This is a genomic window from Caulobacter sp. SL161, assembly GCF_026672375.1.
In the GTDB taxonomy this organism is placed as follows: domain Bacteria; phylum Pseudomonadota; class Alphaproteobacteria; order Caulobacterales; family Caulobacteraceae; genus Caulobacter.
On sequence record NZ_JAPPRA010000001.1, the window covers coordinates 402,512 to 424,812 of the forward strand.

At 67.3% G+C, this 22,301-nt stretch carries 17 protein-coding genes and 1 tRNA gene; 9 read left to right on the forward strand and 9 right to left on the reverse strand.

Translation table 11 applies throughout. From position 1 onward, the window contains the following. Window positions 1-212: 212 nt before the first annotated feature. Window positions 213-1,661 (forward strand): NAD(P)-dependent oxidoreductase, encoded by a 1,449-nt coding sequence (locus tag OVA11_RS02105; protein WP_268065814.1) that lies wholly within the window; start codon window positions 213-215, stop codon window positions 1,659-1,661. Window positions 1,662-1,680: 19 nt separating this feature from the next. After that, complete coding sequence (gltB, locus tag OVA11_RS02110) at window positions 1,681-6,204, forward strand: glutamate synthase large subunit (protein ID WP_268065815.1); 4,524 nt, start codon at window positions 1,681-1,683, stop codon at window positions 6,202-6,204. Window positions 6,205-6,270: 66 nt separating this feature from the next. Here the strand turns inward: gltB and OVA11_RS02115 are convergent, their stop codons facing one another. Continuing rightward, window positions 6,271-6,708: a PaaI family thioesterase gene (locus OVA11_RS02115; RefSeq protein WP_268065816.1), complete on the reverse strand. Its 438-nt coding sequence runs from the start codon at window positions 6,706-6,708 to the stop codon at window positions 6,271-6,273. Window positions 6,709-6,798: 90 nt separating this feature from the next. On the opposite strand from OVA11_RS02115, the gene OVA11_RS02120 reads away from it, so the two are divergent. Both OVA11_RS02120 and OVA11_RS02125 read left to right on the forward strand, forming a co-directional pair. Beyond that, a complete protein-coding gene (locus OVA11_RS02120) occupies window positions 6,799-7,527 on the forward strand; it encodes a hypothetical protein (RefSeq protein ID WP_268065817.1) in 729 nt (242 codons plus the stop codon). An 85-nt stretch (window positions 7,528-7,612) separates the two neighbouring features. After that, the gene (locus OVA11_RS02125; protein WP_268065818.1) at window positions 7,613-9,223 is read left to right on the forward strand and encodes a cisplatin damage response ATP-dependent DNA ligase; all 1,611 of its coding nucleotides are present in this window, start codon (window positions 7,613-7,615) and stop codon (window positions 9,221-9,223) included. Here OVA11_RS02125 and OVA11_RS02130 read toward each other — a convergent pair whose 3' ends face one another. After that, the gene (locus OVA11_RS02130; protein ID WP_268065819.1) at window positions 9,224-10,384 is read right to left on the reverse strand and encodes a DegT/DnrJ/EryC1/StrS family aminotransferase; all 1,161 of its coding nucleotides are present in this window, start codon (window positions 10,382-10,384) and stop codon (window positions 9,224-9,226) included. Window positions 10,385-10,521: 137 nt separating this feature from the next. On the opposite strand from OVA11_RS02130, the gene OVA11_RS02135 reads away from it, so the two are divergent. Beyond that, window positions 10,522-11,511 carry a mechanosensitive ion channel family protein gene (locus OVA11_RS02135; protein ID WP_268065820.1) on the forward strand — a complete coding sequence of 330 codons (990 nt, stop codon included), beginning with the start codon at window positions 10,522-10,524 and terminating at the stop codon, window positions 11,509-11,511. Between the two features lie 4 nt (window positions 11,512-11,515). On the opposite strand, the gene OVA11_RS02140 is transcribed toward OVA11_RS02135, so the two are convergent. The 4 genes from OVA11_RS02140 to OVA11_RS02155 all read right to left on the reverse strand — a co-directional run bounded on the left by OVA11_RS02140 (window position 11,516) and on the right by OVA11_RS02155 (window position 14,048). Further along, window positions 11,516-11,761 carry a hypothetical protein gene (locus OVA11_RS02140; RefSeq protein ID WP_024265984.1) on the reverse strand — a complete coding sequence of 82 codons (246 nt, stop codon included), beginning with the start codon at window positions 11,759-11,761 and terminating at the stop codon, window positions 11,516-11,518. Window positions 11,762-11,898: 137 nt separating this feature from the next. Beyond that, on the reverse strand, window positions 11,899-12,552 hold the full coding sequence (fsa, locus tag OVA11_RS02145) for a fructose-6-phosphate aldolase (protein WP_010921441.1): 654 nt from the start codon (window positions 12,550-12,552) through the stop codon (window positions 11,899-11,901). Between the two features lie 72 nt (window positions 12,553-12,624). Beyond that, window positions 12,625-13,506, reverse strand: a complete 882-nt coding sequence (gene rfbD / locus OVA11_RS02150) for a dTDP-4-dehydrorhamnose reductase (RefSeq protein ID WP_268065821.1) — start codon at window positions 13,504-13,506, stop codon at window positions 12,625-12,627. Next, window positions 13,503-14,048, reverse strand: coding sequence for a D-glycero-alpha-D-manno-heptose-1,7-bisphosphate 7-phosphatase (locus tag OVA11_RS02155; protein ID WP_268065822.1), 546 nt, complete (start codon window positions 14,046-14,048; stop codon window positions 13,503-13,505). The genes rfbD and OVA11_RS02155 overlap by 4 nt, the downstream gene beginning before the upstream one ends. A 98-nt stretch (window positions 14,049-14,146) precedes the next feature. Here OVA11_RS02155 and OVA11_RS02160 point away from each other — a divergent pair, with 98 nt between their 5' ends. Beyond that, window positions 14,147-15,307 carry an AGE family epimerase/isomerase gene (locus tag OVA11_RS02160; protein ID WP_268065823.1) on the forward strand — a complete coding sequence of 387 codons (1,161 nt, stop codon included), beginning with the start codon at window positions 14,147-14,149 and terminating at the stop codon, window positions 15,305-15,307. Here OVA11_RS02160 and OVA11_RS02165 read toward each other — a convergent pair. Further along, window positions 15,291-16,601: a mannose-1-phosphate guanylyltransferase/mannose-6-phosphate isomerase gene (locus OVA11_RS02165; protein ID WP_268065824.1), complete on the reverse strand. Its 1,311-nt coding sequence runs from the start codon at window positions 16,599-16,601 to the stop codon at window positions 15,291-15,293. The genes OVA11_RS02160 and OVA11_RS02165 overlap by 17 nt on opposite strands. Window positions 16,602-16,696: 95 nt before the next feature. After that, window positions 16,697-18,733 (reverse strand): NAD(+) synthase, encoded by a 2,037-nt coding sequence (locus OVA11_RS02170; protein WP_268065825.1) that lies wholly within the window; start codon window positions 18,731-18,733, stop codon window positions 16,697-16,699. 198 nt (window positions 18,734-18,931) lie between these two features. Between OVA11_RS02170 and tkt the strand changes: the two genes are divergently transcribed. Then, window positions 18,932-20,893 (forward strand): transketolase, encoded by a 1,962-nt coding sequence (gene tkt / locus OVA11_RS02175; RefSeq protein ID WP_268065826.1) that lies wholly within the window; start codon window positions 18,932-18,934, stop codon window positions 20,891-20,893. 424 nt (window positions 20,894-21,317) lie between these two features. Here tkt and OVA11_RS02180 read toward each other — a convergent pair. Next, window positions 21,318-21,393: transfer RNA gene (locus OVA11_RS02180), tRNA-Ala, on the reverse strand. Window positions 21,394-21,498: 105 nt separating this feature from the next. On the opposite strand from OVA11_RS02180, the gene OVA11_RS02185 reads away from it, so the two are divergent. After that, window positions 21,499-21,813: a YggT family protein gene (locus OVA11_RS02185; RefSeq protein ID WP_268065827.1), complete on the forward strand. Its 315-nt coding sequence runs from the start codon at window positions 21,499-21,501 to the stop codon at window positions 21,811-21,813. Window positions 21,814-21,817: 4 nt separating this feature from the next. Next, window positions 21,818-22,102, forward strand: a complete 285-nt coding sequence (locus OVA11_RS02190) for a DUF167 domain-containing protein (RefSeq protein ID WP_268065828.1) — start codon at window positions 21,818-21,820, stop codon at window positions 22,100-22,102. Window positions 22,103-22,301: the final 199 nt, after the last annotated feature.

Sequence of the window (22,301 nt, forward strand, 5' to 3'; positions counted from 1 at the left end):
TGTCTGTGGCGTGCGCCAAACATCGTAAAAACGGCGTTAATCCACAAACTGGACTATTATACCGGCCTATTGCGACAGGTTCTCAATGCCCCCGGCAAGAGTACGGCGATTTTGGTCTTATAATTTGACCACCACATTCTTATTGCGCAAAAGAGTCCTTAAGAGCGCCGCCAGAGCAATTTTTCTCCCAATCCTGGGGCGAGGGAAGTCGCATGGCCGAGCGCATGCTGAAATTCACAACGGTGGCCCGCAAGACGCCTGAAAAGCGCGCGGCCGCTGAGCGTTCGGGCGACTTTCACGAGATCTACGCCGACTTCATCGACGCCAAGGCGACCGAGCAGGCCTCGCGTTGCTCGCAGTGTGGCGTGCCGTTCTGTCAGACGCACTGCCCGCTGCACAACAACATCCCCGACTGGTTGCGGATGACCGCCGAAGGCCGTCTGGAAGAAGCCTACGCCCTGTCGCAGGCGACCAATTCGATGCCGGAGGTCTGCGGTCGAATTTGCCCCCAGGATCGCCTGTGCGAAGGCAACTGCGTGATCGAGCAGTCGGGTCACGGCACGGTGACCATCGGTTCGGTCGAGCGCTACCTGACCGACAAGGCCTGGGAGATGGGCTGGGTGAAGCCCCTGGCCGCCGGTCCGGCGCGCGGTCAGTCGGTCGGGATCGTAGGCGCGGGCCCCGCAGGGCTGGCCGCCGCCGAGAAGCTGCGTGAGGCCGGCTACGACGTCACCGTCTATGACCGCCACGATCGCGCCGGCGGCCTGCTGATCTACGGCATCCCCGGCTTCAAGCTGGAAAAGGACGTCGTCGCGCGCCGCACCCAGCGCCTGGCCGACGGCGGCATCGTCTTCAAGCTGGGCTTCGAGGTCGGCAAGGACGCCACGCTCGAGGATCTGCGCGCCCAGCATGACGCGGTGCTGATCGCCGTCGGCGTCTACGCCGCGCGCGACCTGACCGTTCCGGGCGGCGGCAGCAAGGGCGTGGTGCCGGCCCTCGACTATCTGATCACCTCCAACCGCCTGTCCCTGGGCGACAGCGTTCCGGCCTACGACTCAGGCGAACTGAACGCCGAGGGCAAGGACGTGGTCGTGGTCGGCGGCGGTGACACCGCCATGGACTGCGTGCGCACGGCCATCCGTCAGGGCGCCAAGTCGGTCACCTGCCTCTATCGCCGCGACAAGGCCAATATGCCCGGCTCGATGCGCGAAGTGGCCAACGCCGAGGAAGAAGGTGTCACCTTCGAATGGCTGGCCGCGCCCCGCGCCCTGTCTGGCGAGGCCGAGGCCGTCACCGGCGTGCGCGCCATCCGCATGCGTCTGGGCGCGCCGGACGCCTCGGGCCGCCAGAGCCCCGAGGAAATCCCCGGCGGCGACTTCGACCGTCCGGCCCAGCTGGTCGTCAAGGCTCTTGGCTTCGAGCCCGAGAACCTGCCCCAGCAGTGGTCCGCCCCGGACCTGAAGGTGACCCGTTGGGGCACCGTTAAGGCCGACGTCCGCAATCAGATGACCAATCTGGACGGCGTGTTCGCCGCCGGCGACATCGTGCGCGGCGCCTCGCTGGTCGTCTGGGCGATCAAGGACGGCCGCGACGCCGCCGACGCCATCCACCGTTATCTGCAGGCCAAGGTCGGCGCGCCCGCGCTGATCGCGGCGGAATAAGAAAGAGGATCCCAAGACCATGACCGCGATGGACCTCTATCTGAAGAACCGCCAGGCCCTGATCGACGGCCACGCCTATGACCCGTCGACCGAGCGCGACGCTTGCGGCGTGGGTCTTGTCTGCGCCATTGACGGCCAGCCGCGCCGCGAAGTGGTCGAACTGGCGATCAAGGCGCTGAAGGCCCTGTGGCACCGCGGCGCGGTCGACGCCGACGGCAAGACCGGCGACGGCGCCGGCGTGCTGGTCAGCGTTCCGCAGGACTTCTTCATCGACCAGGTGCGTCGCACCGGCCACGCCCTGCGCCAGGGTCCGATCGCGGTCGGCCAGATCTTCCTGCCGCGCACGGACCTCGGCGCCCAGGAGACCTGCCGCACGATCGTCGAGGCCGAGGCTCTGCGCTTTGGCTTCTACATCTACGGCTGGCGCCAGGTGCCGGTCGACACCTCGGTGATCGGCGAGAAGGCCAACGCCACCCGTCCGGAAATCGAGCAGATCATGCTGGCCGCCCCGGCCGGTCTGGAGGGCGAAGCGCTGGAGCGCGCGCTGTTCCTGTGCCGCAAGCGCATCGAAAAGCGCGTTCACGCCCAGAACATCAGCGACTTCTATATCTGCTCGTTGTCGGCCAAGTCGCTGATCTACAAGGGCATGTTCCTCGCCGAGGCGATCGACGAATTCTACCCCGACCTGAAGGACGAACGCTTCACGGCCGCCGTGGCGATCTTCCACCAGCGCTACTCGACCAACACCTTCCCGCAGTGGCGCCTGGCCCAGCCTTTCCGGATGCTCGCCCACAACGGCGAGATCAACACGATCAAGGGCAACATCAACTGGATGAAGTCCCACGAGATCAAGATGGCCGCCCAGGCCTTCGGCGAGTTCGGGGACGACGTCAAACCGGTGATCCAGCCGGGCGGTTCGGACAGCGCCAATCTCGACAACACCTTCGAGGTGCTGGTGCGCGCCGGTCGCGACGCGCCGATGGCCAAGGCCCTGCTGGTGCCGGAAGCCGCCAACCCGAAGATGAAGGACGCCCATAAGGCGCTCTATTCCTACTGCAACGCGGTGATGGAGCCGTGGGACGGTCCGGCCGCCCTGTGCGCCACCGACGGCCGTTGGGTCGTGGCCGGCAAGGACCGCTCGGGGCTGCGTCCGCTGCGCGTGGCCTATACCGACGATGGCCTGGTGATCATGGGCTCGGAAGCGGGCATGTGTGGCGTCGAGGAGGCGCGCATTACCCGCAAGCTGGCCATCTCGCCGGGCCGGATGATCGCCATCGATCTGGCCGAAGGCCGTCTCTATGGCGAAGAAGAGATCATCGACGAACTGGCCACCCGCCACCCCTACACCGAGTGGCTGGGCAACATGGTCGATCTGGAAAAGGAGATCGGCCCTGGTCCGGAACCGCGCAAGTTCGGCCGCGAGGAGCTGACCCGCCGCCAGGCGGCCGCCGGCTACAGCCTGGAAGACCTGGAAATGATCCTCGCCCCCATGGTCGAGGAGGGCAAGGAAGCCGTCGGCTCGATGGGCGACGACACGCCGCTGGCGGTGCTGTCGGAGAAGTACCGTCCGCTCAGCCACTATTTCCGCCAGAACTTCAGCCAGGTGACCAACCCGCCGATCGACCCCCTGCGGGAGACCGGCGTGATGAGCCTGAAGACCCGCTTCAAGAACCTCGGCAACATCCTGGCCCAGGACGCGGCCCAGGCGGACGTCTATGTGCTGGAAAGCCCAGTGCTGACCACCGGCATGTACGAGCGCATCCACGGCCTGTTGGGCGAGAAGAATGTCGCGGTCATCGACTGCACAATGCCCCTGCCCGCCGAGGAAGCTCGCGCCGGCGACGCCCTGCGCGCCAATCTGGACCGGATCCGCGCCGAGGCCGAGGACGCCGTCCTGCGCGGCTGCGGCGCCATCGTCCTGACCGACGAGGCCAGCGACGCCGAGCGCGTGGCCCTTCCCATGATCCTGGCCACCGGCGGCGTGCACGCTCACCTGGTGGCCAAGGGCCTGCGGTCGTACGTCTCGATCATCGTCCGTTCGGCCGAGTGCCTGGACACCCACTATTTCGCGGTGCTGGTCGGCGTGGGCGCCACGGCCGTCAACGCCTATCTGGCCCAGGAGAGCTTCCAGGATCGCCTGGAGCGCGGCCTCGTCGGCGACAAGTCGCTGCGCGATGTCTGCATCAACTTCAAGACCGCCATCGAGGGCGGGCTGCTGAAGATCATCTCGAAGATGGGCATCAGCGTCATCTCCTCGTATCGGGGGGGCTACAACTTCGAGGCCGTCGGCCTGTCGCGCGCCATGGCCGCCGAGTTCTTCCCCGGCATGCCCTCGCGCATCTCGGGCATCGGTCTGGCCGGCATCGAGAGCAAGACGGTCGAGCTGCACCGCAAGGCCTGGGGCGCGGCCGCCGTCACCCTGCCGGTCGGCGGCCTCTACAAGGCCCGTCGCTCGGGCGAGGCCCACGCCTTCGAAGCGCGCCTTATGCACACCCTGCAGACGGCCTGCGACACCGGTGATTATGAGCTCTATCGCCGCTGGTCCAACGGCCTGCGCACGCAAAAGCCGATCCAGCTGCGCGACCTTCTGGACTGGCGCTCGGACCGCAACCCGATCGCCACAGACGACGTCGAAAGCGTCAACGAGATCCGCAAGCGCTTCGTGACGCCCGGCATGAGCCTGGGGGCCCTCAGCCCTGAGGCCCATGGCGCCCTGAACATCGCCATGAACCGCATCGGCGCTCGTTCGGTCTCGGGCGAAGGCGGCGAGGACAGCGCGCGCTACAAGCCGCTGCCCAACGGCGACAACCCCAACAGCGCCATCAAGCAGGTGGCCTCGGGCCGCTTTGGCGTCACGGCCGAATATCTGAATCAGTGCGTCGAGCTGGAGATCAAGGTCGCCCAGGGCGCCAAGCCCGGCGAAGGCGGCCAGCTGCCGGGCTTCAAGGTCACCGAGATGATCGCCCGCCTGCGTCACTCCACCCCCGGCGTGATGCTGATCAGCCCGCCGCCGCACCACGACATCTATTCGATCGAGGACCTGGCCCAGCTCATCTATGACCTCAAGCAGATCAACCCGATCGCGCGCGTCACGGTGAAGCTGGTCGCCGCCACCGGCATCGGCGCCATCGCCGCCGGCGTCGCCAAGGCGAAAGCGGATGTGATCCTGGTCGCCGGCGGTGTCGGCGGCACCGGCGCCTCGCCCCAGACCTCGGTCAAGTACGCCGGCGGTCCGTGGGAAATGGGCCTGTCGGAAGCCAATCAGGTGCTGACCCTCAACAACCTGCGCCACTCCGTCGTCCTGCGGGCCGACGGCGGCATGCGCACAGGCCGCGACATCGTCATCGCCGCGATGATGGGCGCCGAGGAGTTCGGCATCGGCACCGCCTCGCTGGTGGCGATGGGCTGCATCATGGTGCGCCAGTGCCACTCCAACACCTGCCCGGTCGGCGTCTGCACCCAGGACGAGGCCCTGCGCGCCAAGTTCACGGGCACGCCGGACAAGGTCATCAACCTCTTCACCTTCATCGCCGAAGAGGTGCGTGAGATCCTGGCGGGCCTCGGCTTCAAGAGCCTGCAGGAAATCGTCGGCCGCACCGACCTGTTGGCGCAGGTCAGCCGCGGCGGCGAGCACCTGGACGACCTCGACCTCAACCCGCTGCTGGTCCGCGCCGATCCTGGCGCGAACAAGCCCTACAACACGGTGGTCGGCCGCAACGCCGTGCCGGACACGCTGGACGCCCAGATCGTCCGCGACGCCGCCCCGCTCTTGGAACGCGGCGAGAAGATGCAGTTGACCTACACGGTCCGCAGCACCGCCCGCACCATCGGCACGCGCACGTCCAGCCACATCGTGCGCAAGTTCGGCATGAAGGGCCTTCCGTCCGGCCACCTGACGGTCCAGCTGAAGGGTTCGGCCGGCCAGAGCCTGGGCGCCTTCGCGGTCCAGGGTCTGCGCATCGAACTGACCGGCGAGGCCAACGACTATGTCGGCAAGGGCCTGTCGGGCGCGACGATCGTGATCAAGCCGGCCCGGGGCCTTGCGGCGCCGGAGACCAACACCCTGATCGGCAACACCGTGCTGTTCGGCGCCACCTCGGGCCGTCTGTTCGCAGCGGGCCAGGCGGGTGAGCGCTTCGCCGTCCGCAACTCGGGCGCCACCACGGTGGTCGAGGGTTGCGGCGCCAACGGCTGCGAGTACATGACCGGCGGCCAGGTGGTGATCCTGGGTCCGACCGGCGGTAACTTCGGTGCGGGCATGACCGGCGGCATGGCCTTCGTGCTCGACCAGCACGATCGTTTCGAGGACAACATCAACCCCGACAGCATCGTGGTGCAGCGCCTGGCCTCGCCCTACTGGGAAGGCGTGCTGCGCGCGCTGATCGCCGAACACGCGCGTGAAACCGACTCGGTGTTCGCCGCGACCCTGCTGCGCGACTGGGACCGCGTCCGGGATCAGTTCTGGCAGGTGTGCCCGAAGGAAATGGTCAGCCGTCTGCCCCAACCGCTGGCGGCCGAAGACCCGGTTCACGAGCGCGCCTAGAGCCTTTCGGGTTCTAGGACTGGAGACCGCCGCCCGGGCCTTCAAGGCCTTGGCGGCGGTTTTCGTTCAAGCGGCCGCCTTGGCCGTTCGCACCTTGAAACTGGCCCGCGCCCGCGCCACCGGGACGCCGTCGGCGCGCACCGTCGCCTCGGCGAAGCAGATCGAGCGACCCAGCTTGATAAAGTCGGTGTCGAACTCCAGCCATTGCCCCAGATGCGCCGAGCCCAGGTAGTCGATCGCCAGCGACACCGTGACCAGGCCGTCCACCTTCGCGCCGGCCCGCGCCAGGTTCATGCCCAGCGACAGGCCCATCGCATTATCGGCCATGGCCGCCAGGAACCCGCCGTGGGGCATGTGTCGCGAATTGCAGTGCGGCTCGCGCACCCAGGTCGCCAGGATCAGCCGGTCCTCGGCGGGGCGCGCATAGAGCGGCTCCCACGGATCCGTGACCGGACTTTTCCGCGCGTGCGGGCCGAAACCCGCCGGCAGGGCCGCGTCGCTCATGCTCGCCTTTCAGGATTTAAAACAACTGTTTTAATCTAGCAGCAGATGCGGACTTGCGCGAGGGGTCATCAACCTGCGCTATGTCGCCCCATGGCCCGCGCGCGCGACCGACAGAAGCTGGAAGCCGACAAGGTCGTCGAGACACTCGACAACCTCTACGCCCGCGTGTCCGAACGCTTTCCCGCCTCAGGGCTGGCGACGGTCTGCGGGCGACTGACCGACACCGCCCGCCTTACGGCGGCGCGCGCCCGGCGGATCGGTCGCCCCTATCTACTTCTTCGCGCCTTGGTGGTGCTGATCATCGTCAGCGGCGTCGCACTGGAGCTCGCCTTGGCACGGCGCCTGGACTGGAGCGCTGTGATGCGCGCTCGAGAGGGGTTCGATCTGGCCCAGGGCCTGGAGGCGGCGATCAATCTGGCGCTGCTGTCCGGCGCGGCGGCCTGGTTCCTCAGCTCGCTGGAACGCCGCTGGAAGCAGCAGCGCGTGCAGGTGGCTTTGCATGAACTGCGCTCGTTCTGCCACGTCATCGACATGCACCAGCTGACCAAGGACCCGTCGGTGATCCTGGGTCCCCGCACCCGCCATTCGCCGCCCCGCGAGATGAGCAATTTCCAGCTGTCGCGCTATCTGGACTACTGCGCCGAGATGCTGGCCCTGACGGCCAAGCTGGCCGCGCTCTACGCCGGCGAGACCGATGACCCGGTGATCATCGCCGCCGTCAACGACATCGAAACCCTGGCCTCGGACCTCGGCCGCAAGATCTGGCAGAAGATCATGATCCTGGGCCAGTTGAACGAGGCGGTCGCGGCGCAGGCCTGACCGCGCGGAGGTTGGCGCTTGATCCTGGTTGATTTGGCCGGTCTGATCACGGGCTCAAGATCGCAAGGACTTTGCCACGCGTTCCATGTCCATGCGCGCCTTCGCCCACCTGCTCGATCGACTCTCCCTGACCAGTTCGCGCAACGCCAAGCTGGTCTTGATCCAGGATCATCTGCGCCAGACGCCCGATCCCGACCGGGGCTATGCGCTCGCGGCGCTGACCGGGGCGCTGTCGTTCAACGCCGCCAAGCCCGCCTTCATCCGCAAGGCCGTCGAGGCGCGGATGGATCCCCAGCTATTCGCCTGGTCGTACGACTTTGTGGGCGACCTGGCGGAGACCGTCTCGCTGGTCTGGCCTGCTCAGTCAGGCCCGAACCGCCCTCCAGACCTCTCCGAGGTTATCGACGCTCTGCAGGCGGCGTCCCGCGCCGAGGTCCAGCGCCTGATCGAGGGCTGGCTCGACGCGCTGGACCCTGACGGGCGCTGGGCGCTCTTGAAACTGATGACCGGCGGCCTGCGGGTCGGCGTCTCCTCGCGCCTGGCCAAGCAGGCCTGCGCCAATCTCGGCGGTGTCGACATCGGCGAGATCGAGGAAGTCTGGCATGCGCTGGCGCCGCCCTATGGCGACCTGTTCGCCTGGCTGGAGGGGCGCTCGGAACGCCCATCGCCCGATGCGCCCGGACGCTTCCGGCCCGTCATGCTGGCCCAGCCGATCGACGAGGACGCCGACTTCCCCAAGCTCGATCCGGCCGACTATGTCGCCGAGTGGAAGTGGGACGGCATCCGCGTCCAGGCCGTCGCCGAGCGCGGCGAGCGCCGGCTCTACACCCGCACTGGCGACGACATCTCGGCCACGTTTCCGGATGTCGTGGCGGCGCTGGACTTCGAGGGCGCGATCGACGGCGAGCTGCTGGTGCTCCGCGACGGGGCCCTGGCCACGTTCGGCGATCTTCAGCAACGCCTGAACCGCAAGAGCGTCGACGCCAAGCTGCTCGCCGCGTTCCCGGCCGCGATCCGGGCCTATGACCTGCTGATGGACGGCGAGACCGACCTTCGGGCCTTGCCCTTCGCCGAGCGGCGCGCGCGCCTGGAAGCGTTCGTCGGCCGGCTGGCGAGCCCGCGGATCGATCTTTCCCCGCTGCAGCCCTTCGAGACCTGGGAAGAGCTCGCCGCCCTGCGTCGCGACCCGCCCGAGGGCGACGCACGCCTGTCCGAAGGCCTGATGCTCAAGCGCCGCGACAGCGTCTATGAACCCGGCCGCCCCAAGGGCCCCTGGTTCAAGTGGAAGCGCGATCCGCGCCTGATCGACGCGGTGCTGATGTACGCCCAGCGCGGACACGGCAAGCGGTCCAGCTTCTATTCCGACTATACCTTCGGCGTCTGGCGCGAGGATAAGGACGGCGGGCGCGCCCTCACCCCGGTCGGCAAGGCCTATTTCGGCTTCACCGACGAAGAGCTGAAGCGGATCGACAAGTTCGTGCGCGACAACACCATCGAACGGTTCGGGCCCGTGCGGTCGGTGCGGGCCGACCCCGATGTCGGCCTGGTGTTCGAGGTCGCCTTCGAGGGCCTGCAGCGCTCCAGCCGGCACAAGTCCGGCGTCGCCATGCGGTTTCCCCGCATCAACCGCATCCGCTGGGACAAGCCCGCCCGCGAGGCGGATGAGCTGTCCACGCTGGAAGCGATGCTGGACTGATCAGCCGCCGAAGCTGAGGATCGCGTCGATGATGGTCTGCTGGTCCTCGGCGCCCAGATAGGGGTGCATCGGCAGGGCCAGAACCGTCTTCGCCTTGGCCTCGGTGACCGGCAGGCCGCCTGCGCCACGCGGGAACCGGGCGTAGGGCGCCTGAACATGCATCGGCACGGGATAGTAGACCGCGGTCGGCACGCCCTGCGCCTTCAGATGAGCGGCCAGGCCGTCGCGGTTCTCGTGCTCGATCACATACTGGGCCCAGACCGAGACGCCGCCGTCGATGACGGTCGGGGTCGACAGCACCGCGCCCTTCAGGCCGTCGGCGTAGCGGTCAGCGACGACCTGCCGAAGTTCGATTTCCTCGGCGAAGATCGCCAGCTTCTCGATCAGGATCGCCGCCTGGATCGTGTCGAGGCGCGAGTTCATGCCGATGCGGGTGTTCAGGTACTTGGGATCATGGTCGAAGGTCTCGCCCGCCAGGTCCGGACCGACCGCCTTGCCGTGGACGCGGTAGCTGTCCATCAGGTCCCACAACACCGGATCGTTGGTCAGCACCGCGCCGCCGTCGCCGTAGCAGCCCAGCGGCTTGGCCGGGAAGAAGCTGGTGGTGGCGACATCGGCCCAGTGCAGCGGGTGATGGCCATTCAGCGTGCAGCCGAAGCCCTGGGCGCTGTCGGCGATCAGCTTCAGGCCCTCGCGATCGCAGATGGCCTTGATCGCAGGATAGTCGGCCGGCTGGCCGAACAGATCCACGGCGATCACCACCTTCGGCGTCAACTTGCCTTCGGCCTTCACCCCGGCGATGGCGGCCTCCAGCTTGGCGGGGTCGAGGTTGTAGGTGTCGGGCAGCACGTCGACGAACACCGGGGTGGCGTCGACCCACGGCACGACCTCGGGGGTCGCAGCGAAGGTGAACGACGGGCAGAACACCGCATCGCCCTTGCCGATCCCCCACGCCATCAGCGGCAAGGCGATGGCGTCGGTGCCGTTGGCGCAGGACAGGGCCAGCTTGGCCTGGCCGAACGCGGCCAGCTGGGCCTCGAACTCGCGCACCTGCGGGCCCATCACATAGGCGCCGCTGTCCAGCACCTTGGCGATGGCGGTGTCGATCTTGTCGCGGATCCGGCGCTGCTGCGCGCCGAGGTCGATGAAGGGCATGCTCATGGGCGGCGCTCTTAGTCAGGCTTCGCGACGATTTCGAGCCAATTGATGTAACCGACTGTTTCCCGCGGCTGGCAAGCAGAACCCTGGAAGCTTCAGCGCGTTGACCTCGGCGCGCGGGGGCGCCTATCGAGACATCCATGACGACCAAGCCCAGCATCATCCCGGCCGACGCCGCGCTGCCATCCCTCGCCAACGTCAGGGCCGATGAGACCATGCTCAGCCATTTCCTCGACTGGCTGGGCCAGTTGGCCGTGAACCTGGTGGTCGCCGCCCTGATCCTGGCGGTCACCTTCTGGGCCGCCGGTTGGGCCGCGCGGTTCATGCGCCGGACCCTGACGCGCGTCCATCGCAACAATCCGGACCCGACCCTGGAGAGCTTCGCCGCCTCCCTGGCCCGCTACGCCATCGTCGCCGTTGGCCTGGTCGCCGTGCTCCAGCAACTGGGCGTGCAGGCGACCTCGATCATCGCGGTTCTCGGGGCGGCGTCCCTGGCCATCGGCCTGGCGCTGCAAGGCGCCCTGTCGAACGTGGCCGCCGGCGTGATGATCCTGCTGTTCCGCCCCTACAAGGTCGGCGACTTCATCGAGACGGCGACGCGTCAGGGCACGGTCAAGTCGCTGGACCTGCTGTTCACCGAGATCGCTACGCCTGACAACGTCAAGGTGATGATCCCCAACAGCAAGGTCTTTGGGGATGTGATCCTGAACTACTCGACCCACCGCAATCGCCGGGTGGACGTGCTGTTCAAGGTTCCCCTGAAGACGGATCTGGTGGCGGTGCTCAAACGTCTGCGCGAGCGGGCCGAGAACGACGCGCGCATCCGTCAGGACCCCGCCCCGATGATCGAGGTCACCGACCTGTCTGAGGCCTACGCCCAGGCGGCGATCCGGGTCTGGACGGCGGCGGCCGACTTCGGTCCGGTCAAGACCGACCTGATGCTGTCGGCTCATTTGCTGTCAGAAGACTCGGCCCGAACCGACCTGCCACCGCCACGCCCGTCCAAGGCGACGGATCCCTCGCCCACCATGCCGGGCGAGGGCGAGCACCATCACCTGCTGGCGCTGATCAAGCCCAGGCGGTCTCGCAAGTCGCCGCCGGCCAAGTCAACGGGCGTTGAGAAAAAATAGGCGCTCAGGCGGTTCCCGCCGTGCCGCGCCGCGAGGTCCATTCCCGGGCGAACTTATCGCTGAGGCCCGCGTCCTCGAACACCACGCGGCGCAGTTGGCCCAGGAATTCAGGGGTGTCGTGAACGATCACGAACGGAAAGCCGTTGGCCGAGAGGAAGCCTTGCAGGAACCGGGAAAAGCGATCGGCTTCCTCCGGTCCGGTCAGGCGAACTTCGGTCTCGGCGGTCGCCGAACCTCTTGGGGGAACCATGGGGGTGGCCCTCTGTGAACGGACCACCTCTAACGCGTCAGACCGCATTTGCGAACTGACTTCGCCGCTGCGAAATACTCTTTGATCAGAAACTCGCCTCCCGAGCGAGCGCGAAGCCCGTCGGGAGGCTGAACGTCTTAGAGGATCGACTGACCCGTCGAAGCCCAGTCCTTCAGGAACTGCTCGAGACCCTTGTCGGTCAGCGGGTGCTTGTAGAGGTCGCTGAACACTGCCGGCGGGATAGTGACCACGTCGGCGCCGACGATCGCAGCTTCCTTGACGTGGGCGGCGTTACGCACCGAGGCGGCCAGGATCTCGGTCTCGTAGCCATAGTTGTCGTAGATCGCGCGGATGTCGCGGATCAGGTCCATGCCGTCGAAACCATAGTCGTCGAGGCGGCCGATGAACGGCGAGATGTAGGTCGCGCCGGCCTTGGCAGCCAGCAGGGCCTGGGTCGGCGAGAAGCACAGGGTGACGTTGGTCTTGATCTCTTCGTCCGCGAAGGCGGCGCAGGCGATCAGGCCATCGCGGGTCAGCGGGATCTTGACCACGACGTTCGGCGCGATCTTGGCCAGCTTCTGACCTTCGGCGATCATGGCGTCAGCCGTGGTGGCGGCCACCTCGGCGCTGATCGGGCCCGGGACGATGTCGCAGATCTCGGCGATCACCTCCAGCATCGGCCGGCCCGACTTGGCGATCAGGGTCGGGTTGGTGGTCACGCCGTCGATCAGGCCGGTCGAGGCCAGATCCGCGATGACCTTGGTGTCGGTGCTGTCGAGGAAGATCTGCATGGGTCTCTTGCGCTGTATTTTATGGGGAAGTCGGCGCCCGGTTTATCGCGGGCGCGCCGCTCGCGCCAGCGATTAGCCGGCGAGGCCCGTGGCGACCAGCCGGTCAGCGGTGCGCTCGACCGCTGGTCGCCACGCTTCGGGTGAGACGCCGAACACCGCGCGCAGCTTGGCGGTATCGAGCGGCGAGCGCGGCGGTCGCGGCGCGGGCTCGGCGAAGGCGGCCTGGGTGGTGGGTTCTAGCTTAGCCTTGGCCAGCGGATCGCGATCGATCGCAGCCTTGGCGAAGTCGAAGCGGCTGGTCTCGCCCGCATTGGCGAAATGAAAGAGGCCGAAAGCGTGATCATCCGCCGGCGCGGCCGCCCAGCGCGGCGCGGTAGCGATAAGGAAATCAGCCAGCGCCTCGCCGTCGGTCGGCGTGCCGAACTGGTCAGCGACTACCTTGAGCACCTCTCGCTCTCGCGCGAGCTTGAGTATGAAGCTCACATAGTTGCGCCCGTATCGCGAGAAGACCCACGAGATCCGCAGCACGACCGCTTTTGGGTAGACAAGGACAGCTTGCTCACCGGCTCGCTTGGAACGCCCATAGACGTTGATCGGCTCGGCGCGATCGGTCTCGACATAGGCGCGGTCTGTTTGGCCGTCGAACACCGCGTCGGTCGACAGGTGCACGAACGGCAGCCCCCGCTCGGCGCAGGCCTCGGCCATCGCCGCCGGAGCGTGGGCGTTGACCGCGAAAGCCGCCTCCGGCGCGGCCTCGGCCGGGTCGACATGGGTGAAGGCGGCGGTGTTGACGACGAGATCGCAATCCGCCGCCTTGATTGCGGCCCGGATGCGCTCGGAATCAGCAAGGTCGCAGTCCGCCCGTGACAGGGCGATGATCTCCACCCGCCCCCGCGCCGCCGCCTGCATCGCCGTGGCGACCTGGCCGGTGCGGCCAAACTGCAGGATCTTCATTTCAGCGCCGGAACGCGGTCACCCAGCACCGCCCCGACAAAGGCGCGAAGACTTCCGCCTGCGAACAGATAGCCCGGCATGCCCGCCCGCCGTCCGGCCTCGACGTCGATGTCCCGGTCGCCGATGATCACCGCCTCCTCAGGTCGCAGACCCCATTCGGCCAGACCTCGCAAGATCATGCCGGGATTGGGCTTGCGGTCGGGGTGATCGGCCACGCGGTAGGCCTCAACGGCCGCCGTTTCATGGAAGGGGCAATGGTAGAAGGCGTCGATCCGCCCGCCCACCTGCGCCAGCTGCGCCTGCATGGCGGCATGAAAGCGCTCCAGCGCCGGCTCGTCGAAATAGCCCCGGCCGATCCCAGACTGGTTGGTGACCACCAGCACCTTCAGGCCCGCCCGCGTCATCGCCGCGACCGCGTCGCGCGCGCCCTCGATCCAGTCCAGCTTGGCGGGATCGTGAACATAGCCGTGATCGATATTGAGCACACCGTCGCGATCCAGGAACACGGCCTTCAGGGGCGGGGGAGCAGGCGGACTGGTCATGGCCCGAGCACTAACCCGGCGGGCGCAGAATCGCCAAGCCGCCGTCTTGGCCTCGTCACGCAACCTCGCCTAGAAGGGTCACGCCGATGGAGCCCCCGATGACCAACGCTTTCGCCGACGCCGCCCGCCTTCGCGACCGCCTGAAGACCTGGGCGGTCGAGGCGGCCTATCCGATCTGGTGGGAGGTCGGCGCTGATCGGGCGAAGGGCGGCTTCTTCGAGAAGATCGATCTCGATGGTCAGGCGGTGGATGGCCCCCGTCGCGGTCGCGTCCTGCCGCGACAAATCTACGCCTATGCGATCGCCGGCGACCTGGGCTGGCGCGGCCCCTGGCGCGCGGCTGTCGAACACGGCCTGGCCTACTTCCTGTCCGCCTACCGTCGATCCGATGGCCAGTTCCGCACCCTTGTGGGCCCGAACGGCGAGAGCTTGGATGACACCGCCGACCTCTATGATCAGGCCTTCGCCCTCTTCGCCCTGGCGGCGGTCGCCAAGGCGCTGCCCGACCGCGCCGACGACGCGCGGACGCTGGCCCTTGTGGTGCGCGAGCGCCTGATCGCCGAACGCAAGCATCCCATCGCGGGCTTCCACCAGACGAACCCGCCCTCAGCGCCTCTGCAGTCCAATCCGCACATGCATCTGTTCGAGGCCATGCTGGCCTGGAACGAGATCGACAAGGACCCTATCTGGCGCACCCTGGCTGACGAGATCGCCGAACTGGCGCTCTCCAGGTTCATTCACGCGCCCAGCGGCCAGATCCGTGAGTTCTTCGACCTCGACTGGAACCCCGCGCCAGGGGTCGCGGGTCGGATCTGCGAGCCGGGGCATCAGTTCGAATGGGGCTGGCTGCTGATGCGCTGGGGCCAGCTTGCCGGCCGCGCCGACGCTACGGCGGCGGCCTTGCGCATGATCGATGACGCCGAGACCCACGGCGTTGACCTATCGCGAGGCGTGGCGATCAACGCCCTGCTCGATGATTTCTCGAGCCACGACGACGGCGCCCGACTGTGGCCCCAAACCGAGCGGATCAAGGCGGCCGTGCTGGCGGCGGAGATCACCGGCCAGGCGCGATACTGGGACATGGCCGCCGCCGCCGCCGAGGGCCTGATGGTCTATCTGCGCACGGCGATCCCCGGCCTCTGGCGCGACAAGTACCAGCCCGACGAAACCTTCATAGAAGAGCCCGCCCCGGCCAGCTCGTTCTACCACATCGCCTTGGCGATCCTGGAGATGGACCGGGTGATCAACGCGGCTTCGTGACCAGCAAGGTCGCCGCCCCGATCGCCCGAGCCTGAACCGAGTCGTCCAGGGCGATGATCGCGCCCGCAGCATAGACGTCGCCGTCCATCTCGATCACGCCTTCCAGCACCTGAAGCGTCGATACCGGCAGCATCAAGGTCTCTCCCGCCGGTACGCGACGCAACTCCACATCGAAGCCGTCGGTCGAGACCAGGGTCTCGGTCCCGTTTGGCGAGGCGCTCTTGCGCGAGGCGATGGAGCGGCCCTTGGCCTTCAGGCCATCGACCAAGGTCTTCACCGCCTGACTGTCCTTGCGATGGCAGACCAGCACCGCGTCGGGCTCGGCCACGACGACGATGTCGTTGACCCCGATCACGCCGACATAGGGACCCGTCGAGCGCACCAGAACATTGGACGAGCCGTGCAGGTCAACGTCGCCCGTCTGGGCGTTGCCGTCGCCGTCGCGGGTGGAGGCCTCCCAGATCGCGTCCCAGGCCCCAAGGTCCGACCAGGCGAACGCCGCAGGGGCGACAGCGGCCTTCTGCGTGCGCTCCATGATGGCGTAGTCGAGCGAGATCTTCTTAGCCTGGGCGAAGGCCTCGCGATCCAGGCGGCCGATGCCGGCCTCCAGCTGCAGGCTGGCCACGCACGCCTTGGCGGCGGCGGCGACCGACGGCTCAAAGGTCTCGAACTCGCCCAGCAAGGTCGCCGCCTGGAACGCGAAATTGCCGCTGTTCCAGAGATAGCCTTCCAGAAGATAGCGCTCGGCGGTCGCCTGGTCAGGCTTCTCGACGAAAGCGGCGACCTCACGCACCGAACCATCCAGAAGCGGCGCGCCAGGGCGGATATAACCGAAGCCGGTCGCCGGGACCGTCGGTTGAACCCCGAACGTGACGATATAGCCCTGCTCGGCCGCCTTGGCGGCGGTAAGGGCGGCCTGCTGGAAGATTTCGGGCTGGGCGATGTGGTGGTCGGCGGCCAGCATCAGCACGACGCCGGCCGGATCCTGGGCCTCGACATAGGCCGCCGCCGCCGCCACAGCCGGCGCGCTGTCGCGAGCCTCGGGTTCGACCAGGATCGTGGTCCAGGCGCCGATCTCGGCGGTCTGCTCGGCGACGAACTCGACCATCGCCTCGCCGGTGACCACGACCACCTCGGCCACGCCGGGAATGTCCTTCACCCGCAGGACAGTCTCCTGGAAGGAAGAGCGATCGCCCACGAGTTTCAGGAATTGCTTGGGCTGGTCGCTACGCGACGCGGGCCAGAGGCGGGTGCCCGAGCCCCCGCACAGGATCACCGGATAGATCGCCACCAAGTGTTGTCCCCACGCGACTTTCAGTCTCGCGTCCCGACCGGACGCTGTTGCGCCGACTGCTTAGAGGCAAAGCGGGCGGTAGCGAAGAATTTTCATCACGCTGGAACGCCGCAACGCAGTTCCGCCAGCCAGGCGTCGCCTGTCGCATCCGACGGCATGCGCCAGTCCCCCCGCGGCGACAACGCGCCGCCCGACGAGATTTTCGGCCCATTGGGCACGGCCGAGCGCTTGAACTGGTTGGCGAAGAACCGCTTCAGGAACAGCTCCAGCCAGCGCTTGATCTCGGGCAGGTCGTAGACGCGGCGCGCGGCCTCCGGCAGCCCCGCGGGCCAGCCGCCCTTGTCGGCGTCATGCCAGGCGCTCCAGGCGAGGAACGCGATCTTGGACGGCGCCATGCCGTAGCGGGTCATGTAGTAGAGATTGAAGTCCTGCAGGGCGTAGGGGCCGACGAAACTCTCGGTCGCCTGAACCGCCTCGCCGGGCACCAACTCCGGTGAGATCTCGGTCGCGAGGATGTCTTCCAGCAGAGCCGTGGTCTCGGCGTCGACGTCTCCCGAATGGGCCACGAAGCGGATCAGGTGCTGGATCAGCGTCTTGGGCGCGCCGCAGTTGGGGTTGTAGTGGCTCATGTGGTCGCCAACCCCGTAGGTGCACCAGCCCAGCGCCAGCTCAGACAGGTCGCCCGTGCCGACGACCAGGGCGGCGTTGTGGTTGGCCAGACGGAACAGATAGTCGGTTCGCAGGCCGGCCTGCACATTCTCGAAGGTGACGTCATAGACCGCCTCGCCGCGCCCGAACGGGTGGTCGAGGTCCTTGAGCATCTGGGTCGCAGCCGGACGGATATCGAGCTCGGCGGCGGTGACCGCCATCGCCTTCATCAGCGCCCAGGCGTTGGACTTGGTGCGATCGGACGTCGCAAAGCCCGGCAGGGTGTAGGCCAGGATGTTGCTGCGCGGCAGGCCCAGCTGGTCCATGGCCTTGGCCGCCACCAGCAGAGCCTGGGTGGAGTCGAGCCCCCCGGAAATACCGATGACGAGCTTCTTGAGACCCGAAGCCTCGAGGCGCCGCGCCAGGCCCTGGACCTGGATGTTGTAGGCCTCGTAGCAGTTCTCACGCAGCCTGGCTGGGTCGGACGGCGTGAACGGAAAGCGTTCGATCGGCCGGGCCAGCGCCAGGTCGCCGTCGGGCGCGTCAAAGGCGAACGGAACGATCCGGAACGGGGTCGAGGCCGGCGACAGGGCCATGGCGTCGCCGAAGCTGCCGACGCGCATCCGCTCCTGCCGAATGCGCTGGACGTCCACATCGGCGAAGGTCCAAGCTGGACCGGTCGAAAACCGCGGGGTCTCGACGAGCAGCGCGCCCATTTCATGGATATCGACATGGCCGTCCCAGGCCAGGTCGGTCGAGCTCTCGCCCGCGCCGGCCGCCGAATAGACATAGGCCGCGATCATCCGCGAGGACTGACTGGCGCAGAGCAGACGCCGCGTTTCGGACTTGCCGATGGTGATGTTGCTGGCCGACAGGTTCAGCAGGATCTCCGCACCGGCCAGGGCCTGGGCGGTGCTGGGCGGGGTCGGGGTCCAGACATCCTCGCAGATCTCGACGCCCACCGTGAACGGGGCGACGCCCTCGCCCCGGAACAGAATGTCGGTCCCGAACGGAACGGCCTGGCCGGCCAGGGTCAGGGTCTTGCCCGTCACGCCGGCGCCCGGCGTGAACCAGCGACGCTCGTAGAACTCGCGATAGTTGGGCAGAAAGCTTTTGGGGACCACGCCCAGCACCTTGCCACCCTGGATGATGATCGCGGTGTTGTAGAGACGGCCGGAATCGCGCAGCGGACCTCCGACCACGATCATCGGCGCCAGGCCTGCGCTGGCCTCGGTCAGGGTGGCGATCGCGGCCTCAACCGCGTCCAGCAAAGCCTCTTGCTGCAGAAGGTCGTCGATCGTGTAGCCCGTCAGCCCCAGTTCCGGGAACACGACCACAGCCACGCCCGCCGCATGGGCCTCGCGGGCCAGAGCCACGATGTTCTGAGCATTGGCGGCGGGATCCGCCAGCTTGACCTTCGGCACGGCGGTCGCGACCCGGACGAAACCGTGACGGTAGGGCGAGAAGAACGACGGACTACCCAAGGGACCGGCCTTTCCGGGTTATGCTGAAATTGAGCATAAGTCTGCCTCCACCTATAACGCCGACGGACGATGTTGCATAGCGTCCACGACAGGCGTTCCGCGCGGCCTTAGCCGCCCTGCGCGGGTTGACCCCCGGGGGTTCCCATGCGAGTGCGCCCCTCGCGCAGCCCTGCAAAACATATAAAGACGGAAGCCCCCATGCCCGTTTCGCCCATCAAGATGGCCGACGCGATCCGCGTCCTCTCCATGGACGCCGTGCACAAGGCGAAGTCCGGCCACCAAGGCATGCCGATGGGCATGGCCGACGTGGCGACGGTCCTGTGGGGCAAGTTCCTGAAATTCGACGCGTCCAAGCCTGACTGGGCCGACCGCGACCGCTTCGTGCTGTCGGCCGGTCACGGTTCGATGCTGCTCTATTCCCTGCTGCATCTGACCGGCTTCAAGGCCATGACCATGAAGGAGATCGAGAACTTCCGTCAGTGGGGGGCGTTGACCCCCGGTCACCCGGAAGTGCATCACACGCCGGGCGTCGAGACCACGACCGGGCCGCTGGGCCAAGGTCTGGCCACGGCCGTCGGCATGGCCATGGCCGAGGCGCATCTGGCCGCCCGCTACGGCTCGGACCTCGTCGATCACCGCACCTGGGTGATCGCCGGCGACGGCTGCCTGATGGAAGGCGTCAGCCATGAGGCCATCAGCATCGCCGGACGCCTGAAGCTGTCCAAGCTGACGGTCCTCTTCGACGACAACAACACCACCATCGACGGCGAGGCGACGATCGCCGAGACCGGCGACCAGGTCGCCCGCTTCAAGGCCGCCGGCTGGGCGGTCAAGGTCGTCGACGGCCATGACCACGGCAAGATCGCCGCCGCCCTGCGCTGGGCCACCAAGCAGGATCGCCCGACCATGATCGCGTGCAAGACGCTGATCTCCAAGGGCGCGGGCCCCAAGGAAGGCGACCCCCACAGCCACGGCTACACCCTGTTCGACAACGAGATCGCCGCTTCGCGCGTCGCAATGGGCTGGGACGCCGCGCCCTTCACCGTGCCCGACGACATCGCCAAGGCCTGGAAGAGCGTCGGCCGTCGCGGCGCCAAGGTCCGCAAGGCCTGGGAGGCCAAGCTGGCCGCCTCGGCCAAGGGCGCCGACTTCACCCGCGCCATGAAGGGTGAGCTGCCGGCCAACGCCTTCGAGGCGCTGGACGCCCACATCGCCAAGGCGCTGGAAGCCAAGCCGGTCAACGCCACCCGCGTTCACTCCGGCTCGGCCCTGGAGCACCTGATCCCGGCGATCCCCGAGATGATCGGCGGCTCGGCCGACCTGACCGGCTCGAACAACACCCTGGTCAAGGGCATGGGCGCCTTCGACGCCCCCGGCTACGAGGGCCGCTACGTCCACTACGGCGTGCGCGAGTTCGGCATGGCCGCAGCCATGAACGGCATGGCCCTGCACGGCGGGATCATCCCGTATTCGGGCACCTTCCTGGCCTTCGCCGACTACAGCCGCGCGGCCATCCGTCTGGGCGCCCTGATGGAGGCCCGCGTCGTCCATGTGATGACCCACGACTCCATCGGTCTCGGCGAAGACGGTCCCACCCACCAGCCGGTCGAACATGTGGCCAGCTTGCGCGCCATTCCGAACCTGCTGGTCTTCCGTCCGGCCGATGCCGTCGAGGCCGCCGAGTGCTGGAAGGCGGCGCTGCTGCACCAACGCACCCCGTCGGTGATGACCCTGTCGCGCCAGAAGACGGCGCACGTCCGCACCCAGGGCGGCGATCTGTCGGCCAAGGGCGCCTACGAGCTTCTGGCGGCCGAGGGCGGTGAGGCTCAGGTGACGATCTTCGCCTCAGGCACCGAGGTCGGCGTCGCCGTCGCCGCGCGCGACATCCTGCAGGCCAAGGGCAAGCCGACCCGCGTGGTCTCCACGCCTTGCTGGGAACTGTTCGACCAGCAGCCGGCCGCCTACCAGGCCGCCGTCATCGGCAAGGCCCCGGTGCGCGTCGCCGTCGAAGCGGGCGTCAAGATGGGCTGGGAGCGCTTCATTGGCGAGAACGGCAAGTTCGTCGGCATGAAAGGCTTCGGCGCCTCGGCTCCGTTCGAGCGCCTGTACAAAGAGTTCGGCATCACCGCCGAAGCCGTGGCCGAAGCGGCCCTGGCCTGAAATCGCTGCGCGGGGGTGGAGTCCGGAGCTCCGCCCCCGACCGCAGAACAAGGGCCAGGGCGGATCGATAGCGCGGTCCGCACCAAAAACGCCTGATGGTCGCCCCCAGAGCAGGCTCGCGCCTGATCCTGGCCCCATGCCCGCCCCACAGCGAATGGGACGCTGGCCGATCTTGCCGGCGAGGCGCCGCTGTTCCTCGAACCTAGAGCCTTTAGCCTGAAATCGGAATCGATTTCAGGCGTTAAAAAGGCTCTAAATCAAACACTTAGAGCGTGAGAATAGCCGAAACCGGTTCCCACTTTCGGCCTCACGCTCTAGGCTGTGGCGAGTCGTCGCAGGGGCGCACGCGACGTTAGGCAAGAAAATGCGGACGGAGCCCAGTGGGCGATCCGATCGGGTCTTGGTCGAGGCTAAAGGAGGTCCTTGGTGGAGCCGAGGGGAATCGAACCCCTGACCTCCTCATTGCGAACGAGGCGCTCTACCATCTGAGCTACGGCCCCAAGGAGCGGCGGAGATACGGCCCCAAAGCGCGCTCGTCAAGCGGCTCCTTGCTTGCCAGCGCGCGCGTGGCGCGGCAAGAAGCGGAAAGTCCGGACGGGAAACCCATGACCGCCATCATTCAATTCGTTTTCTTCATCCTCGGCGGCCTGCTCAGCCTCCTTTGGTGGGCCATCGTCATCTCGGCGATCCTCAGCTGGCTGGTCGCGTTCGACGTGATCAACCGCCGTAACACCGCTGTGTACCAGGTGCTGGATTTCCTGGATCGCGTGACCGGACCGGTGCTTCGCCCGTTCCAACGCATGATCCCGTCGCTGGGCGGCGTCGACATCAGCCCGATCATTGTCCTGCTGATCATTTCGGGCGTGCAGAACTATCTGCTGCCTGCGCTTCAAGGCACGCTGATCGCTCTTCTCGGCTGACGGCGTGGCGGTGACGCTCGTGGTGCGCCTGACCCCGAGGGGCGGGCGCGACGCCGCCGAGGGTTGGGCGCTTGACGCCGACGGCCGCCCCTATCTGAAGGTGAGGGTCGCCAGTCCGCCAGTCGAGGGCGCGGCGAATGCGGCCCTCATCGCCTTTGTGGCAAAGACCCTGAAGATTCCTCGCTCGGCCGTACGGCTGGCGGCTGGCGAAACCGCGCGGCTGAAGCGTCTCGAACTGGAGGGCGTGGACCCGGCCGATGTCGCGCGCGCGTTCGGACCGCCGAACTAGCACGGACGCGCGACCGAGGTCTCCAGGCCGGGCGCACCGGCCGCCCCCCCTTGGGATTTTGTGCCCCAAAACCCGCCCCCGGCGCCGGGAACGCGCAAAAATCTTTCGGCGCGCGCCGCGCGCCCAAGCCGTTGACGAAACGCCGGTCTTTCATTTCCTCTTAGCCCCTCGTGACTAGGGTTTTTGAATAAGGGATTGC

Bases quoted from the DNA above. Each gene is read 5' to 3' on its own strand.
- OVA11_RS02105 (WP_268065814.1), top strand. From the start codon at position 213: ATGGCCGAGCGCATGCTGAAATTCACAACGGTGGCCCGCAAGACGCCT.
- gltB (WP_268065815.1), top strand. From the start codon at position 1,681: ATGACCGCGATGGACCTCTATCTGAAGAACCGCCAGGCCCTGATCGAC.
- OVA11_RS02115 (WP_268065816.1), bottom strand. From the start codon at position 6,708: ATGAGCGACGCGGCCCTGCCGGCGGGTTTCGGCCCGCACGCGCGGAAA.
- OVA11_RS02120 (WP_268065817.1), top strand. From the start codon at position 6,799: ATGGCCCGCGCGCGCGACCGACAGAAGCTGGAAGCCGACAAGGTCGTC.
- OVA11_RS02125 (WP_268065818.1), top strand. From the start codon at position 7,613: ATGTCCATGCGCGCCTTCGCCCACCTGCTCGATCGACTCTCCCTGACC.
- OVA11_RS02130 (WP_268065819.1), bottom strand. From the start codon at position 10,384: ATGAGCATGCCCTTCATCGACCTCGGCGCGCAGCAGCGCCGGATCCGC.
- OVA11_RS02135 (WP_268065820.1), top strand. From the start codon at position 10,522: ATGACGACCAAGCCCAGCATCATCCCGGCCGACGCCGCGCTGCCATCC.
- OVA11_RS02140 (WP_024265984.1), bottom strand. From the start codon at position 11,761: ATGGTTCCCCCAAGAGGTTCGGCGACCGCCGAGACCGAAGTTCGCCTG.
- fsa (WP_010921441.1), bottom strand. From the start codon at position 12,552: ATGCAGATCTTCCTCGACAGCACCGACACCAAGGTCATCGCGGATCTG.
- rfbD (WP_268065821.1), bottom strand. From the start codon at position 13,506: ATGAAGATCCTGCAGTTTGGCCGCACCGGCCAGGTCGCCACGGCGATG.
- OVA11_RS02155 (WP_268065822.1), bottom strand. From the start codon at position 14,048: ATGACCAGTCCGCCTGCTCCCCCGCCCCTGAAGGCCGTGTTCCTGGAT.
- OVA11_RS02160 (WP_268065823.1), top strand. From the start codon at position 14,147: ATGACCAACGCTTTCGCCGACGCCGCCCGCCTTCGCGACCGCCTGAAG.
- tkt (WP_268065826.1), top strand. From the start codon at position 18,932: ATGCCCGTTTCGCCCATCAAGATGGCCGACGCGATCCGCGTCCTCTCC.
- OVA11_RS02185 (WP_268065827.1), top strand. From the start codon at position 21,499: ATGACCGCCATCATTCAATTCGTTTTCTTCATCCTCGGCGGCCTGCTC.